We start from the raw sequence: 16,518 nt of genomic DNA on the forward strand, positions 1-16,518 counted from the left end.
TTCTCTGTATTTTATTGGATAACTCATATCTTCATTATACTACTTCGTTTTGTGCTTTTTCAAGTACTATCACTATACACTAACCATCCGGGAACTAGAGGACCCGGCGGAAAAGCGAACCGCCATCGAGAAGCTGGCCGCCAAATACGCCCCAGAAAGCAGCACCTTGGAATCGGCCAAAGCCATTGACCAGGACTGGAACCGCCTGTGTATGCCGGAAATGACCATTGACCATATTACCGGAAAAGAGGCAATCGAGCTGGCCAGGAAATCTTCCCAAGACAGCCAAACATGAAAAACATGGACCTGCCCTATAGGGCAGGTCCATGTTTTTTGCTCTATTGTGTGCCAATTAACCCTGGCTGATGGCGCCCACGGGGCAGGCGTCCGCACAGGTGCCGCAGCTGATGCAGGTACCGGCGTCGATCTGATAGTGATCGTCACCCATGCTGATGGCGCTCACAGGGCAGGCCCCCTCACAAGTGCCGCAGCTCACACAAGCATCACCAATCACATATGCCATAAGTAACACCTCCGAAGTTAAACTAAACACATTGTAACACATTTTTTTGAAATTGCAATGCTAATTTTATTGAAACCTGGGTATATTTTCTTCAGGCCGTCCGCCGCTGCCGGCGGGCGGGACTTTACACGCGGAAAAGAGGCATCATAGATGGAGCCATCTCATAAAAAGCAGGGTCACAACCAGACCGGCGCCAAACGAGGTGAACCTTTGAACGACATCCACTTTACCGAGCGGGCCCAGACCGCTTTCCGTCTGGCCCAGGAGAGCGCCGCGGAGCTCGGCCACGGCTATGTGGGCAGCGAGCATCTGCTGCTGGGCCTGCTGCGGGAGGGCCGGGGCGTAGCCGCCCGGGTACTCCAGGCCGCAGGGCTGGAGAGCGAAGCTGTCCGCGCCGCCATTATCCGCGCCGTGGGAGAGGGAGCTCCCGGTTCCCTCCCCTCCCAGGGGCTCACCCCTCGATGCAAGCACATCATTGAGCTGGCCCTGGCCTCCGCCGCGGAGACGAACGCCTCCTATGTAGGCACGGAGCACCTTCTGGCCGGCCTGCTCCAGGAAAAGGACAGCGTGGCCATCCGGGTGCTCTCCGCCTGCGGGCAGAGCCCCAAGCAGCTGTCCCAGATCGTCACCGCCGCCATGGGCGGAGAGCTCCCCCCCTCCTTCCACAACCCCGGCCGGGCCCGGCCAGAGCGGGAGTATGCCCCCGGCGACAGCAAGCTGCTGGACCAATTCTCCCGGGATCTCACCCGTATGGCCGCCGGCGGCCTGCTGGATCCAGTGGTGGGCCGGGGAGAGGAGATCGAACGGGTCATTCAGATTCTCTCCCGCCGCCGGAAGAACAATCCCGCCCTCATCGGGGAGCCCGGGGTGGGCAAGACCGCCGTGGCTGAGGGCTTGGCCCGGAAAATGGCTGCCGGGGATGTCCCCGACGAGCTGCGGTCCAAACGGCTGCTGGCCCTGGATCTCTCCTCCATGGTGGCCGGCACCAAGTACCGGGGAGAATTTGAGGAGCGGGTGAAAAACATCCTGGCCGAGGTCATCCGGCTGGGCAATGTCATCCTCTTCATCGACGAGCTCCACAACATCGTAGGGGCGGGTTCCGCTGAAGGGGCCATTGACGCCGCCAACATCATCAAGCCCGCCCTGGGCCGGGGGGAGATCCAGGTCATCGGCGCCACCACTACCGACGAGTACCGCCGCTACATTGAGAAGGACGCCGCCCTGGAGCGCCGCTTTCAGCCCGTCACCGTGGCTGAGCCCGGCGAGGAGACCGCCCTAGCCATCCTCCGCGGGGTGCGGGACCGGTACGAGGCCCACCACAAGCTCCACATCACCGACGAGGCCCTCCAGGCCGCGGTCACTCTCTCGGTGCGCTATCTGGCCAGCCGCCGCCTGCCGGACAAGGCCATTGATCTCATCGACGAGGCCGCAGCCCGGGTGCGTCTTGAGCGGCTGTCCGCCCCCTCCGGCCTGCGCGTTTTGGAGGAGCGGGTGGCCAAGGCCCGGCGGGAAAAAGAGGCCGCCATTCGAAGCCAGGACTTTGAGAAAGCTGCCCGCCTCCGTGACGCGGAAAGCGACTTTCGCCGGGATCTGGACCAGCAGCGCACCCTCTGGCACAGCGGCCAGAACGTGGGCCAGGTGGAGGCAGACGACGTGGCAGCGGTGGTCTCCCGCTGGACTGGGATTCCCGTCACCGCCCTGAGTCAGAGCGAAAAGGAGCGCCTTCTGGCTTTGGAGGAGGAGCTCCACCGCCGGGTGGTGGGCCAGGACGAGGCGGTTCGGGCCGTGGCCAAGGCGGTGCGGCGGGGCCGGGCCGGTTTGAAGGAGCCCGGCCGTCCCACTGGCTCCTTCCTCTTCCTGGGCCCCACCGGGGTGGGCAAGACCGAGCTGTGCAAAGCCCTGGCCGCCGCCCTCTTTGGCAGCGAGGATGCCCTCATCCGCTTCGACATGTCGGAGTATATGGAGCGCCACACCGTCTCCCGGCTCATCGGCTCCCCTCCGGGTTACGTGGGCCACGACTCCGGGGGCCAGCTTACCGAGGCGGTCCGCCGCCGGCCCTACGCCGTGGTCCTCTTTGACGAGCTGGAGAAGGCCCACGAGGATGTCTGGAGCCTGCTGCTGCAAATTCTGGAGGACGGCTTCGTCACCGACACCCACGGCCGCAAGGCCGACTTCCGAAATACGGTGGTGGTGATGACCTCCAACGTGGGCGCCGGCCGCATCACCGCCAAAATCGGGCGGCTGGGCTTCTCCCCCGCCGCCGGGGAGACCCGCCCTCTCTCCGAGCTCAAGGAGGCGGTGATGGGGGATCTGAAGCGCACCTTCAAGCCGGAATTTCTCAACCGCCTGGATGAGATCATCGTCTTCCGCCAGCTGGAGCGGACGGAGATCCGGGCCATTGCCCAGCGGTTGCTGGACGGCGTGGCCCAGCGGCTGGCCCCCCTGGGGGTCACGCTCCGCGCCGACAGCAGCGCCCTGGATCTGTTGGCCCAGAAGGGCTTTGACCCGGATTACGGTGCACGTCCCCTCCGCCGGGCTATCCGCGCCCAGCTGGAGGACCCCGCCGCCGAGGCCCTCCTCTCCGGCGCCCTCCAGGAGGGGGATCTCCTCCTGGCCTCCGCCCGGGACGGGCAGATCGCCCTCACCCCCCAGAAGACCTCCCGCCTCTGCCTGGAAAAAAAGCCGGACCACCCCTGACAGCCAGCCGCGCAGGGATCTGCAAAAGGTTCCTGCGCGGCTGCTGTTCTATGACTGCCCCGGCATCCCAGGAAAAAGAGCGGGACAAGGCGCTCATCTATCAACTGGAGGGCCGTCCCCCTCTCTCCACCGCCCTGCCCCTGGGGCTTCAGCATGTGCTGGCCATGTTCACATCCAATCTGGCGCCGATTTTGATCATCGCCGCCGCGTGCAGTCTCTCCGGCGCGGACACTGTTATGATGGTGCAGTGCGCCATGTTTGTCTCCGGTTTGACTACCTTTATCCAGCTCTACCCCATCAGGCTGGGCAGGCGCACCCAGATCGGCGCCAACCTCCCCATTGTGATGGGCACTTCCTTCGCCTTCGTCCCTACCGCCTCCACAGTGGCGGCCACCGGCGGTATCGGCGCCGTATTGGGGGCCAGTATTCTGGGCAGCCTCACCGAGGTGGTCATCGGTTTTTTCTACAAGTACATCCGCCGCTTCTTTCCGCCCCTGGTAGTGGGCAGCACTTTGATTACCATTGGGGTCAACCTGCTCACTGTAGGTGTCAGCTACTTTGCCGGCGGCGCCGGCAAGCCGGACTACGGCGCGCCGGAAAACCTCTTTTTGGGCTTTCTGGTGCTGATTATCATCATTGTCCTCCAGCGCTTCGGCAGGGGTTTGGTGAAGAACTCCGCCATTCTCATCGGCCTTGCCGCCGGCTATATCACGGCCGCTCTCATGGGCCGGGTGGACCCCTCTCCCATTGTGGACGCCGGCTGGTTTGCCCTCCCCATCCCCCTGTACTTCAAGCCCATCTTCTCCCTGCCGGCGGTGCTCGGCTTTGCCGCCCTCTTTGTGGTCTCCGGCCTGGAGACCATTGGCAACACCTCCGGCATCACCATCGCCGGCTTTGACCGGGAGGCCACCGAGCGGGAGACCTCCGGCGCCATTCTGGCCGACGCCCTGGGCTCCACCACCGCCGGCATCTTCAACGCCCTGCCCAACACCGCGTTCGGCCAGAACGCAGGCATTGTGGCCATGACCGGCGTGGTAAACAAATTCTGCATCGCCACCGGCGCTTTTGTGCTGATGATCTCCGGCTTCTTCCCCAAGCTGGGGGCCATTTTCTCCGCCATCCCTGACGCCGTTCTGGGGGGCGCGGTGATCTCCGTCTTTGGCATGATCCTCATCAACGGCATCAAAATGGTGTCTAAGGCCGGGTTCAGTGAGCGAAATGTTCTGGTACTCAGCATCACCTTTGCCCTGGGCCTGGGGCTGGCCAACCACCCGGAGGCCGTGCAGCAGCTCCCCGCAGCCCTGCGCTTCCTCTTCTCCGACTCCGTAGCCGCCACCTGCATTGTGGGCATTGTCGTCAATCTTCTCTTCCCCCTGCGGGATCAGGCGGATATTGAGCGGGCCCGCCAGGCTATGAGCGATACTTAACCCCCTCGTTTTCCTCCCGATCCCCCTGCTGGAGAAAGGCTCCGGCAGGGGGATCTTGTCCTTTTGCACAAAGACTTGCGGGTTTATTTCTGATAGATTATAATAGAATGGCAAATATTCATTGTACTGGAGGTTAAATCTGATGCTTGAGTACCGTTCCAGCGGCATTCTGCTCCCTGTCTCCTCCCTTCCCGGCCCTTACGGCGTGGGGACGCTGGGGGCCCATGCCAGAGGGTTTGTAGATTTCCTGGCCGCGGCCGGCCAGCGGTTTTGGCAGATTCTCCCTCTCGTCCCCCCCGGCGGGGGCGATTCCCCCTATATGTCCCCTTCCTCCTTTGCCGGTAATCCCTTCTTCCTGGATCTGGAGCAGCTGGCTCAGGAGGGCCTGCTCACCCAGCAGGAGCTGGAACAGGCCAAATGCCCCAATCCGGACCGGGTGGATTACCCCTGGCTCCACGCCACCCGTCCGCCCCTGCTCCGCCGCGCCTTTGAGCGAGGCCGGGCCGCCTATGCCAAAGATCTGGAGCAATTCTGGACTGCGGAGGAGGACTGGCTCCCCGACTACGCCTTTTTTATGGCGCTGCGGACCCACTTTGACGGCGCCGAGCTCAAGGATTGGCCGGAGGAGGTCCGCCGCCGGGACCCCGCCGCCCTCGCCCCGCTGAAAGAGGCGCTCAGGGATGAAATGGCTTACCACACCTTCCTCCAGCTCCTCTTCTACCGTCAGTGGGACGCCCTGAAAAAATACGCCAACGATAAGGGCGTGCAGATCATCGGCGATCTGCCCATCTATGTCTCCCCAGACTCCGCAGGGGTGTGGGCCCACCCGGAGCTGTTCCAGCTGGACGACGCCCTTCTGCCCAAGGCGGTGGCCGGCGTGCCCCCGGATGCGTTCAGCAGCGAGGGGCAGCACTGGGGCAATCCCCTCTACAACTGGCCCCAGCACAAGGCAACCGGTTTTGCCTGGTGGCGGCAGCGGGGCGCCCACATGGCCCGGCTGTACAACGTGGTGCGCATTGACCACTTCCGGGCTTTCCACACCTACTGGTCCATCCCTCTGGAGGCCAGGAGCGCCAAGGAGGGCCACTGGGAACCCGGCCCCGGCCTGGAGCTGGTCCGCCTGCTGGAGGACATCCCTGGCCTCACCCTCATCGCCGAGGATCTAGGGGATTTAGACGATGAGGTCCGGGCCTTTATCGCCCAGAGCGGCCTGCCGGGGATGAAAATCCTCCTTTACGCCTTTGATCCCGTGGGCGAGAGCGCCTATCTTCCCCATAACTGCCCCCCCAACTCCATCATCTACACCGGCACCCACGACACTCCCACCTTTGTCCAGTGGCTCTTTGACCAGGCCAGCTCCGCCGAGCGGGACTTCGCCTCCGCCTACCTCCGCCTGCGGGGCGAGGAGGGCTTCGGCTGGGGGGCGGTGTGCGGCGCCTGGGCTTCTCCCGCCCGGCTGGCCATAGTGCCCATGCAGGACCTGCTGGGCCTGGGAGCCGACGCCCGCATGAACGCCCCCGGCACCATGGGTCCCCACAACTGGAGCTGGCGGGTACGGGACGCCGCCTTTAACCCAGACGTATCCAGCCGCCTGCGGGCCATTACCCGTACCTACCGCCGCTGCCTGTAATCTCCCTATACGGTTCAATCCCCGCATTTACTGCTTCGGTCATAACGCCGCAGCATGACAATGGTTTGCCCCAGAGAAAACCTGCCGGTTCTCTGCACCTCAATCCGCAAAAAAGAGGCACGCCGCATTATACGGCGTGCCTCTTTTCAAATCTCTGGCGGATTACTGCTCCGCGTCCAAGTAGGCGTCCATGATTCTAACCTGGGGCCACTCTCTATTATTGGCCACTACCTCGAACTTGAGTTCCTTGGTGCGGAACAGGGGAAGCGTGACCGTCTTGGCAACCTCGCCCCCGGTGATGGCGTACTCACCCAAGATGGAGTTGTCATCTCCCAGAACCTTCAAGACGACATCGCGGTCAGAGTAATAGCTGAACGTCAGCGTGTCATGCTTGCCCTGCAAATTGTACGAAACCGTAATTCCGGCCCCCCAAGCGCAGTTCAGATAAATCCAATGGGATTGGGTAATGCCCGAAATACTCTCGGTCTTCTCATCCGCGGTCTTGACTTGTCCCGCAACGCATTCGGAGTTCCTCTTTTCCGTGTGATAAATGTCGTAGGTATCAATCAGGTCCACGCCGTTGGGCTGCTTGCCCAGCAGGACACTCTGGGTGCTCTGGTCCCAGCCAACGCCGACGCCCAGTATATTGCTGATTGCGCGGACGGGCAGATAGGTGCTGCCGTTATAGGTGATGGGGTAGATGCGGGCGCCGTTGGCGTCTATTAAGGACTGGGGCTTGCCGTCCAGCTTGACGGTGATGTCGGCATTCAGGTAAGCTTTGATCTCTTGCAGCTTACTGGAGGCGCCGGCGCCGAGGGTAAAGGCACACAGCAGTGCCAGGGTCAAAGCGAGCGCGGAGACAAGTTTTTTCTTCTTCATGACATCATTTCCTCTCTTTTTATTTTTGGACACAAAAAGCGCGTCTTATCCCGCCGAAGGCAGGATAAAACACGCCTGTTCCCAAATAGTATGAAATTTTGGACATGAAAAAACTACATAGCTACAGCTTTGCTTGCTTGCTTGCTTGCTTGCTTGCTTGCTTGCTTGCTTGCTTGCTTGCTTGCTTGCTTGCTTGCTTGCTTGCTTGAGGGTGGCACAAAACATTGCGTTTGTCAACCCCTTTTCTGGAAATGTTCTAAATTTTATAACTAAATTATAGCAGGAAACTGGGACAAATGCAAGGAAAATATTTCGGGAAATTGAAATTTCCTGCAATTCCATCACATTCGGCCGCCTAACAAAAATTGCGAGGGGCACTTCTTTACGAAGTGCCCCTGAGGCATTGCCTTTGTGCGATCTATTGCGCTTTTCTCAGTGATTGGAGCCGAACTGGGAGAAGAACCGGTCGTGAATGGCCTGGACCGCCCGGTCGGCATCGTTCTTATCCACCAGGACGGAGATCTTAATCTCAGAGGTGGAGATCATATTGATGTTGATGCCAGCGCTGAACAAGGCCTCAAACATCTGGGAGGCCACGCCGGCGCTGTTCACCATGCCGGCGCCCACAATGGAGATCTTGGCCACCGTGTCCACCACATCGATATGGTCGAAGTGCAGCGCGGCCTTCCGGTCCTCCAGCAAGACCTTGACACGGTCCATATCCTGCACGCCCACAGTGAAGCTGATATCCTTGGTGCCGTCCCGGCCGATGGACTGGAGGATGATGTCAACATTGATTTTCTCCTTGCCCAGCATAGAGAAGACCTTAAAGGCAATGCCTGGCTCGTCGGCCAGGCCGATAATGGCCACTCGGGCGATATCTTTGTCCTTTGCCACACCGCTGACGTTCACTTTTTCCATGTTCTTTGTAACCTCCTTGACTTTGGTGCCGGGCTGGCCGGAGAAGCTGGACAGCACCTCCAGATTCACGTTGTACCGCTTCGCCATCTCAACCGAGCGGTTGTGCAGGACCTGGGCCCCCAGGCTGGCCAGCTCCAGCATCTCGTCATAAGTGATCTCCTCCAGCTTGCGGGCGCCGGTGACCTTTCTGGGATCCGCAGTGTAGACGCCGTCCACGTCGGTGTAAATCTGACACAGATCCGCGTGGAGGGCGGCGGCCAAGGCAACGGCGGAGGTGTCAGACCCGCCCCGGCCCAGCGTGGTAATATCGTCATACTTGTTAATGCCCTGGAAGCCGGTGACAATCACAATGCTCCGGCGATCCAGCTCGGCCAGCACCCGCTCCGGCGCGATGCGCTTCATGCGGGCGTTTCCATAAGTGGAATTGGTCCGCATTCCGGCCTGCCAGCCCGTCAGTGAGATCACCGGATAGCCCATGGCCTCAATGGCCATGGCGCACAGAGAGCAGGAGATCTGTTCCCCAGTGGCCAAAAGCATATCCATCTCCCGCTTGGAGGCTTTTGGGTTGATCTCCGCGGCCTTGGCAATCAGATCGTCTGTGGTGTCCCCCTGTGCGGAGAGCACCGCCACAACGCTGTGCCCCTGGCGGTAGGTCTCGGTGATGATGCGGGCCACGTTGCGGATCTTATCCGCGTCCGCCACCGAGGAGCCGCCAAATTTTTGTACAATCAGTCCCATGGTATCTATGTACCCCCTAAATTTCAGAGTAAGAGCCTGTAGCATCGGCAGATTTCCACGCTGAGGCGCGATACAGGCTCTAAGTGAACGGCGCCGTCCCGCTCAGCGGGCGGGGGACAGGCAGCTGTCTCCACTCCCGCACTCCATACTATGTCTGTCCGGCCCGGCTGGTCAGTCCAGCACCCGCAGGGCGAAATGGGCCCCGCCCAGCTTGGCCAGCTTCTCCTCCAACGCCGGGCCGCTCATGGCCCCGGTGAGGAAAGCGGTCTCCCCCCCAGGCGCACCGGCCCGCGCCAGGAGAGATACCTCGCCAAACGCGCTCCTGACCGCCTCCGCACCGGCCTCCGCCCGGACGTACCAGCCGCTCTCCAGCCCGCCGGCAGGCGCCACCGCGTCCTCTGCCCCCGGGCCCCAGTGGAGATACTTCTTCGTCTTGCGGTGCTTGGCCGCGTCCACCACGTCGGCCACCACCGCGGAGGCGGTGGGCCGCTTGCCCGCGCCCCGACCGTAGAACATCACGTCCCCCACGGCGTTGCCCTTGACGGTGATGGCGTTAAACACGTCCTCCACCCCGGCCAATGGGTTCTCCCCGTGGACCAGGTGGGGTGCCACATAGGCACACAGTTGGCCGCCCTCCAGACGGATGGCCCGGCCCAGCAGCTTGATTTTGCAGCCGCAGGACTCGGCATAGGCCACATCCGCCAAGGTAATCTTTGTAATCCCCTGGGTGTCCACCTGCTTGGGGTAGATGTGCCGCCCGAAGGCCAAAGAGGACAGAATGCAGATCTTGCGGCAGGCATCGTGGCCCTCAATATCGGCGGTGGGATCCTGCTCGGCGTAGCCGTTCTGCTGGGCCTCCTTTAGCGCCGCCTCAAAGGTGAGGCCAGCCCTGATCATCCGGGTGAGGATGTAGTTTGTTGTCCCGTTGAGAATACCGCAGATCTCCTCGATCTCATTGGCCGCCAGGCACTGGTTCAGGGGGCGGATGATGGGAATGCCGCCGCCCACGCTGGCCTCAAAGAGATAGCTCACCCCGTTGGCCTCCGCCAGCTGAAGCAGGTCATAGCCGTGCTCCGCCACCAGCTCCTTGTTGGATGTCACAACGCTCTTCCCCGCTTTCAGGGCCCGCTCGGTGAACTCCTTGGCCACCTTCGCGCCGCCGATGGTCTCCACCACGATGTCCACGTCCGGGTCATTTTCAATCACGGAAAAGTCCTGGACAAACCGGCTGGCAAAAGGGCTGTCCGGGAAGGCGCGCACATCCAGAATATATTTTAGGCGGATATCCTCCTCCGCCTTGCGTCCAATCTGATTGGCGTTTTCGGTCAGCACCTCGGCCACACCGGATCCCACCACGCCATAACCCAAAATCGCTACGTTTACCATTCTCGCTTCCTCCTTACAGTTGCGGGCCCAGGTCAGCCCGCCAGTATCTCGCTGCGCACTACGCCCTCCACCGCCAGGGTACGGTGGAGAAACTCCTCCAGAGACAGCTCCAGCCCGGAGGTCTCCGCACCAATGGACACCGCCGCACAGCCATTTACCGGAATCCCCTGGTTGATGGTCAGAATATTCCCGCCGCTCTGGGCAAAAATATTGAGGACCGCCGACAGCACCCCCGGCTCATCCTTCAGCAGCATCTGAAAGGTGATGATCCGCCCGTGGAGCATGTCGTTAAAGGGCCGCACCGCATCCTTGTATTTATAAAACGCGCTGCGGCTGATGCCGGCCCGGCGGGTAGCCATGTTTACCGTATCCACTTCCCCCGTCTCCAGCATCCGCTTGGCCTCGGCCACCTTCAGGAATATTTCGGGCAGTGCGCCCGCCTCCACAATAAAGTAATTCGGTGTTTTGCCCACCCGGCGTCCCCTCCCAGATGTCTTTCTCAGAAAGTCATTTGTTCGTGATATGTGCTCTATTTTAGCACAGTAAAGGGGCAGATGCAACGAAAAAACGGTGGCGGAATGGATAATCTTCACCCGCCGGACCGCCGTTATTTCCGTCGAAAACGACAGATTCCGAAAGGAGCTTTGTACCTTGCCTGAAAAATGGTTCCGCACCGCACTGCGTCTGCTGCTTCTCCTGGCCCTGGCCGCCGCCGGCTGGCTGCTGCTGGGCGTCCTGCTCCCCTGCCTGTTTCCCCTGATTCTCGCCCTGCTCTTTTCCGCCGCCCTGGAGGGTCCGGTAAGCTGGCTCACCCGCCGGACCAAGCTGACCCGCCCCTGGGCCGCCGGCGTGTGTACTTTGATTGGAGTCCTGCTGGCCGCGGCGGGGGCTGGACTGCTGCTGTGGCGGCTGGCAGCGGAGCTGCTGGTGCTGGCGGAAAAGCTGCCCCTCCTCCTCTCTGCCCTCTCCCCGGTGCTGGACCGGCTCCAGGACCGGCTGGACCGGCTCATTCTCGCCGCCCCCATCCCCGCCCAGGCGCCTCTGCGGCAGGGCGTCCACAGTCTGATCGGTCAGGCCGGCGGCTGGCTGGGACAGGCGGTCCCGTGGCTGGGGAGCCGGGCGGCCCATTGGGTCTCCGCCCTCCCCGGAGTGGGACTCTTTCTCTTTACCACCGCCCTGGCCACCTTCTTTACCAGCGCCGACCGGCCCGCCGTCACCGCCTTTCTCTGGCGGCAGGCGCCGGGACGCTGGCAGGACTGGCTCTCTCAGGCCGGCCGCGCCCTGGGAGAGGCGCTCCTGTCCTGGCTGCGGGCCCAGGGCCTGCTGATTTTGGTCACCTTTCTCCTGCTGGCCGCCGGCTTCCTTCTCCTCCGGGTGGAGCTGGCCCTGCTGGCCGCGGCGCTCACCGCTCTGCTGGACGCCCTCCCTGTCTTTGGCACGGGCGTCGTGCTGCTCCCCTGGGCTCTGATTGCCCTGATCCGGGGCCGGTCCGGCCTGGCCGTGGGGCTAATCCTCCTCTATGGGATCGCCATGCTGGCCCGCAGTCTGCTGGAGCCCCGTCTGGTGGGCCGGCACGCCGGCCTGCCCCCCCTGGCCGCGCTGCTGGCCATGTACGCCGGCTTCGCCGCCTTTGGCACGCCTGGCATGATCCTCGCCCCCCTGGCCGCCGTCCTCCTCAAAGAGCTCCACGCCCGGAATCTCATCCGCCTGTGGAAATAGAAAACGCGCGCCAGCGTGTGGAAAAAATTTTCTCGACACTCTGACGCGCGTTGGCTTTTCATTCCCAGATTTGAAAGGATTCATCCAAAACCTGGCGGCGGTGGAAGGCGACAAAATCAGGGGCCATCTCCGGGCAGTGGCTGCGGATGGCGGCCACAATGAGCTCTGGGTTCAGTCCGGGGTTCTGGGCCCGGAGCGTGAGGTCCATCGTGACGGAATCCCGCCGCTCCTCAATGCTTTTTTTAGCGATGAGGGGAATCAAATCCACCTCGGTGAAGCCGCTCTTGGCCTTTTTGGACCGCTTCTGCATCACAAGGCTGTCCCGGCTGAGTAGCTCCTCCATGGCGGTGTCCGCCCCAAAGGGGGCTCCCGCCTCGTACTCCAGGGTGACGATGTAGTTCACATAGGCCAGCGTCTTCACCGGGCGCCGGGCCTCATAGCACCGGCTGACCTGAATCCCCGCCGGCAGCACCGGGTTCATCCGCTCCGGCACGGCAGCCAGATCCGGGGACTCCCCTAAGATCTGGCATTCTAACACCTCGCACCCGCTGGAGTACCCCACCGGAAGGGGCAGGGGGATGGAGACAAAGGCGTGGGGGTGAAAGCCCTCTGTGTGTTTGATGGCCAGATCGGCCCGGAGAAAGGCCCGCTGGAAGGTGCGCATCAAATCCAGATGGGAGATAAATTTCGCGGTATCCGTCTTGGAAAAGGCCAGTCGATGGGTGGTCACAGGCCAAACGCCTCCTTACATTCGCTGAAAGATAGGTACCATTCGTCGGGGAAGGCGATTGGCACAGCGGCTTACTCCCCGTCGCACACGCCGCCTGGGTACAGCTTATCCGCCCCGCAGCCGGAGCACTGCCGGCGGCAGTCCGGGGTAATGACCCCCTCGTAGGCCCGCTCCCGCTCCCGCCACAGGAAGCGGGAACTCACCCCGGTGGAGGTGACGCTCCAGGGCAGAATCTCCTCCTGGGGCCGGGGGCGGTTGGCATAAAAGGCAGGATCCAGCCCGCAGGCCTCAAAGGCCGCCGTCCAGCGGCCATAATCAAAGTACTCGTCCCAGGTGTCAAACTTGGCCCCCATGCGCCACACCGTCTCCAGCAGGTCCGCCAGGCGGCGGTCCCCCCGGGCCAGCACCGCCTCCAGCACGCTGGTTTTGGGGTCGTGCCAGTGGTAGGCGATGGACCGGCCCCGCATATTGTCCCGCAGCAGCTTCACCCGGCGCTCGTATTCCTCTTGGCTGATCTGGGGCTCCCACTGAAAGGCGGTGTGGGGCTTGGGCACAAAAAAGGCGGTGGAGACGGTGATCTTCACCCCCCGGTTCCGGTAGGGCGTCACCTCCCGCCAGGTGTGGTAGACCTTCTCCGCCAGCTCAGCGATGCCCAGCACGTCCGCATCGGTCTCCGTGGGCAGGCCCAGCATGAAGTAGAGCTTCACTGTGCTCCACCCGCCGGCAAAGGCGGTGCGGCAGAAGGACAGAATGTCCTCCTCAGTGACGTTTTTATTGATTACGTCCCGCAGGCGCTGGGTGCCTGCCTCCGGCGCGAAAGTCAGCCCGCTCCTGCGGCCGTGCTGAAGCCGCTCCATCAGCGCCCAGGAAAAGTTGTCCGCCCGCAGGGAGGGCAGAGATAGATTCACCCCGTTGGGGTCGCACCACTGCTGAAGTCCGTCGCACAGGTCTAACAGACGGCGGTAGTCACTGGTAGACAGCGAGGAAAGCGTCATCTCCTGATAGCCGGAGTTCCTGCACGCCTCAATGCCCTGGCGCACCAGCAGCTCCGGGTCCTTGGCCCGCACCGGCCGGTAGGCGTACCCCGCCTGGCAGAACCGGCAGCCCCGGATACAGCCCCGAAAGACCTCCAGCATCACCCGATCGTGGACAATCTCTGTGGAGGGGACGATGTTTTTCACCGGAAAATAGGACTCGTTCAGATTCTGCACAATCCGTTTGGTCACCACGGCGGGGGCGCCGTGGGTGGGGGTAATGGACTGTATGGCGCCGCCGGCACAGTATGTCACCTCATATAGAGAGGGCACATAGAGCCCCGGAATCCGGGCGGCGGCGATGAGCAGCTCCTCTTTCGTCCAGCACTCCTCCCGGGCCTTCCGGTAGAGCTGGATCAGCTCCACCGTCACGTCCTCCCCCTCGCCCAGAGAGAAGATGTCAATAAACGGGGCCAGGGGCTCCGGATTGAAAGCGCAGGTTCCGCCGGCGATCACCAGCGGCGCGAACTCGTCCCGGCTGGCGCTGCGCAGGGGCAGCCCCGCCAGCTCCAGCATGTTGAGCACGTTGGTGTACGCCATCTCATAGCCCAGGGAAAAGCCGATGATATCGAAATCCGCAATGGCGTCTCCGCTCTCCAGGCCGTAGAGGGGGATGCCCTCCCGGCGCATCTCCTCCTCCATGTCTCCCCAGGGGGCGAAGACCCGCTCGCACCACACCCCGTCCATCTGGTTCATCACGCCGTATAGAATACGGATACCCAGATTGGACATGCCAATCTCATAGGTGTCTGGAAAGCACAGGGCCACGCGGGTGTCCACCTTGTCCCGGTCCTTGACCACCGCGTTATACTCCCCGCCGGTATAGCGCGCAGGCTTCTGCACCCGGGGCAGGATATGCTCTAACATATGGTTCATAACGCACTACCACCGCCTTCTTATCAAAATCCATCTGAATCCATCTGTGCCGGGCCTGAACGGATCCCATCCGTGCGCCGGTCTGGACATGCAGATTTTATTGTACCTGTTTCCGCCCCATATTGCAACCCTAATCCCCAAAAAAGCGGACAAAAACCGGCTGTGCGGCAGAAGCCGCCTCCGTAAAGAAGCTAAGAACCCTTCATTCACAACCGTGAAACACCAGATGGTTCACAGCAGCGTGTCCTCCACTCCATGAAATCCGAACCCGCCGGCAAACTTCGCTTTAACGTTTACAACGCCGCCTCTTTATAGTATAATAGACCCGCCGTCTGGCCGCAGCTGCGTCAAACGGCCCAAGACCAATGAACAAAATTTTAGGAGTGTTGCTGTATGAGCCGGATGGTCGGTACTGTTTCCAGGGGAATACGGGCCCCCATAATCCGCAGTGGGGACGACTTGTCCCAGATCGTCCCCGCGTCTGTTCTGGAGGCCGCTGCGGACGACGGCTTTACCGTCCGTGACCGGGATATCATCGCCATGACCGAGGCCATTGTGGCCCGGGCCCAGGGAAATTACGCCACCGTTGATGACATTGCCGCCGACGTGCGGGCCAAGCTGGGGGGCGGCGCCATCGGCGTGGTCTTCCCCATTCTCAGCCGCAACCGCTTTGCCGTCTGCCTGCGCGGCATCGCCAAGGGGGCGAAAAAGGTGGTGCTGGTGCTCAGCTACCCCGCAGACGAGGTGGGCAACCACCTGATCGATCCCGATCTTCTGGACGAGAAGGGGATCGATCCCTACCAGGACGTGCTCACTCTGGAGCGCTACCGGGCCCTGTTCGGCCATACCGTCCACCCCTTTACCGGCGTGGACTATGTGGACTACTACGCTCAGCTCATCCGGGACAGCGGCGCGCAGGTGGAGATCCTCTTTGCCAACGACCCCCGGGCGGTGCTGGCGCACACCAAGGACGTGCTGGCCTGCGACATCCACACCCGCCGCCGCACCAAGCGCCTGCTCAAGGCCGCCGGCGGAGAGCGGATCTTCTGTCTGGACGAGATTCTCAACGCCCCGGTCAACGGCAGCGGCTATAACGCCGACTACGGCCTGCTGGGCTCCAACAAGTCCACTGAGGATATGGTAAAGCTCTTCCCCCGGGACTGTCAGGCCCTGGTGGACACCATTCAGAAAACCATGCTGGACAAAACCGGAAAGCATGTGGAAGTCATGGTCTACGGCGACGGCGCCTTTAAGGATCCGGTGGGGAAGATCTGGGAGCTGGCTGACCCAGTGGTCTCCCCCGCCTACACCCCCGGTCTGGAGGGCACCCCCAACGAGCTCAAGCTGAAATATCTGGCGGATAACCAGTTTGCCAGCCTGTCCGGCGAGGCCCTGCGCAGCGCCATCAAATCGGAGATTAAGAAGAAGGACGGCAGTCTGGTGGGACAGATGGTGTCTGAGGGCACCACCCCCCGCCGCCTCACCGACCTCATCGGCTCTCTGTGCGATCTTACCTCCGGCTCTGGGGACAAGGGCACCCCCATCGTCTATATCCAGGGCTATTTTGACAACTATACCACAGAATAAAAAGACCGGCGGGATGAAACCAGATTATCCCGCCGGTTTTTCTGCTCTCTCCCGGCTCCCTTCTCCGATTTGTCAATGGGTTTGTTTTTATCTCCCCCTAATGTTGTACAAGCTCACAAATTTCGACAGATATACTTGCATTGCGCACCCGAAACAGATATAGTATAAGCATTCATTCTCTGACAAAGGGGAGCAAATGGGATGCTTGAGCGCGCCTGCCGCCACAATTCGCGATTTTGTGCCGTTCATGGCTCCAATGCGTCCAAATATAGCAAATAAAGCAGGTCCAGGGTGTCCGCAGGCCGGATGCCCTGATTTATTTTTTGAAACCTGAAATTTTATTTGCCGCGCCCTTGAACAGAAGGAGGTCT

14 protein-coding genes are annotated in these 16,518 nt (G+C 61.6%); 6 read left to right on the top strand and 8 right to left on the bottom strand.

Annotation, left to right across the window (positions count from 1 at the left end; all coding sequences use genetic code 11):
- Positions 1-49: 49 nt before the first annotated feature.
- On the top strand, positions 50-295 hold the full coding sequence (locus tag D1159_RS12385) for a pyridoxamine 5'-phosphate oxidase family protein (protein WP_161845976.1): 246 nt from the start codon (positions 50-52) through the stop codon (positions 293-295).
- A 57-nt stretch (positions 296-352) separates the two neighbouring features.
- On the opposite strand, the gene D1159_RS12390 is transcribed toward D1159_RS12385, so the two are convergent.
- Positions 353-523, bottom strand: coding sequence for a 4Fe-4S binding protein (locus D1159_RS12390; protein WP_161845977.1), 171 nt, complete (start codon positions 521-523; stop codon positions 353-355).
- A gap of 150 nt (positions 524-673) precedes the next feature.
- Between D1159_RS12390 and D1159_RS12395 the strand changes: the two genes are divergently transcribed.
- The 3 genes from D1159_RS12395 (at position 674) to malQ (ending at position 6,277) form a co-directional block, all read left to right on the top strand.
- On the top strand, positions 674-3,220 hold the full coding sequence (locus tag D1159_RS12395; protein WP_202621071.1) for an ATP-dependent Clp protease ATP-binding subunit: 2,547 nt from the start codon (positions 674-676) through the stop codon (positions 3,218-3,220).
- A gap of 50 nt (positions 3,221-3,270) precedes the next feature.
- On the top strand, positions 3,271-4,647 hold the full coding sequence (locus tag D1159_RS12400; RefSeq protein ID WP_161845978.1) for a nucleobase:cation symporter-2 family protein: 1,377 nt from the start codon (positions 3,271-3,273) through the stop codon (positions 4,645-4,647).
- 142 nt (positions 4,648-4,789) lie between these two features.
- Complete coding sequence (gene malQ, locus D1159_RS12405; RefSeq protein WP_161845979.1) at positions 4,790-6,277, top strand: 4-alpha-glucanotransferase; 1,488 nt, start codon at positions 4,790-4,792, stop codon at positions 6,275-6,277.
- Positions 6,278-6,439: 162 nt separating this feature from the next.
- Here the strand turns inward: malQ and D1159_RS12410 are convergent, their stop codons facing one another.
- The 5 genes from D1159_RS12410 to D1159_RS12425 all read right to left on the bottom strand — a co-directional run bounded on the left by D1159_RS12410 (position 6,440) and on the right by D1159_RS12425 (position 10,674).
- The gene (locus tag D1159_RS12410) at positions 6,440-7,156 is read right to left on the bottom strand and encodes a stalk domain-containing protein (RefSeq protein ID WP_161845980.1); all 717 of its coding nucleotides are present in this window, start codon (positions 7,154-7,156) and stop codon (positions 6,440-6,442) included.
- Positions 7,157-7,201: 45 nt separating this feature from the next.
- Entirely contained in the window at positions 7,202-7,498 is a 297-nt protein-coding gene (locus tag D1159_RS19230) for a hypothetical protein (RefSeq protein WP_202621074.1), read from the bottom strand.
- Between the two features lie 90 nt (positions 7,499-7,588).
- Positions 7,589-8,815, bottom strand: a complete 1,227-nt coding sequence (locus D1159_RS12415) for an aspartate kinase (protein WP_161845981.1) — start codon at positions 8,813-8,815, stop codon at positions 7,589-7,591.
- A gap of 171 nt (positions 8,816-8,986) precedes the next feature.
- Entirely contained in the window at positions 8,987-10,201 is a 1,215-nt protein-coding gene (locus D1159_RS12420) for a homoserine dehydrogenase (protein WP_161845982.1), read from the bottom strand.
- A 32-nt stretch (positions 10,202-10,233) separates the two neighbouring features.
- Positions 10,234-10,674: an ACT domain-containing protein gene (locus D1159_RS12425; RefSeq protein WP_161845983.1), complete on the bottom strand. Its 441-nt coding sequence runs from the start codon at positions 10,672-10,674 to the stop codon at positions 10,234-10,236.
- Between the two features lie 178 nt (positions 10,675-10,852).
- Between D1159_RS12425 and ytvI the strand changes: the two genes are divergently transcribed.
- Positions 10,853-11,920, top strand: coding sequence for a sporulation integral membrane protein YtvI (gene ytvI / locus D1159_RS12430; protein ID WP_161845984.1), 1,068 nt, complete (start codon positions 10,853-10,855; stop codon positions 11,918-11,920).
- Between the two features lie 58 nt (positions 11,921-11,978).
- Here ytvI and D1159_RS12435 read toward each other — a convergent pair whose 3' ends face one another.
- Both D1159_RS12435 and D1159_RS12440 read right to left on the bottom strand, forming a co-directional pair.
- Complete coding sequence (locus D1159_RS12435; protein ID WP_161845985.1) at positions 11,979-12,650, bottom strand: TIGR03936 family radical SAM-associated protein; 672 nt, start codon at positions 12,648-12,650, stop codon at positions 11,979-11,981.
- A gap of 71 nt (positions 12,651-12,721) precedes the next feature.
- Positions 12,722-14,560 carry a TIGR03960 family B12-binding radical SAM protein gene (locus tag D1159_RS12440; protein WP_161845986.1) on the bottom strand — a complete coding sequence of 613 codons (1,839 nt, stop codon included), beginning with the start codon at positions 14,558-14,560 and terminating at the stop codon, positions 12,722-12,724.
- Positions 14,561-14,953: 393 nt separating this feature from the next.
- Here D1159_RS12440 and D1159_RS12445 point away from each other — a divergent pair, with 393 nt between their 5' ends.
- The gene (locus tag D1159_RS12445) at positions 14,954-16,147 is read left to right on the top strand and encodes a coenzyme F420-0:L-glutamate ligase (protein WP_161845987.1); all 1,194 of its coding nucleotides are present in this window, start codon (positions 14,954-14,956) and stop codon (positions 16,145-16,147) included.
- The last annotated feature ends 371 nt before the right edge of the window (positions 16,148-16,518 follow it).

It is taken from the genome of Pseudoflavonifractor sp. 524-17, from assembly GCF_009935845.1.
GTDB lineage: Bacteria > Bacillota > Clostridia > Oscillospirales > Oscillospiraceae > Pseudoflavonifractor_A.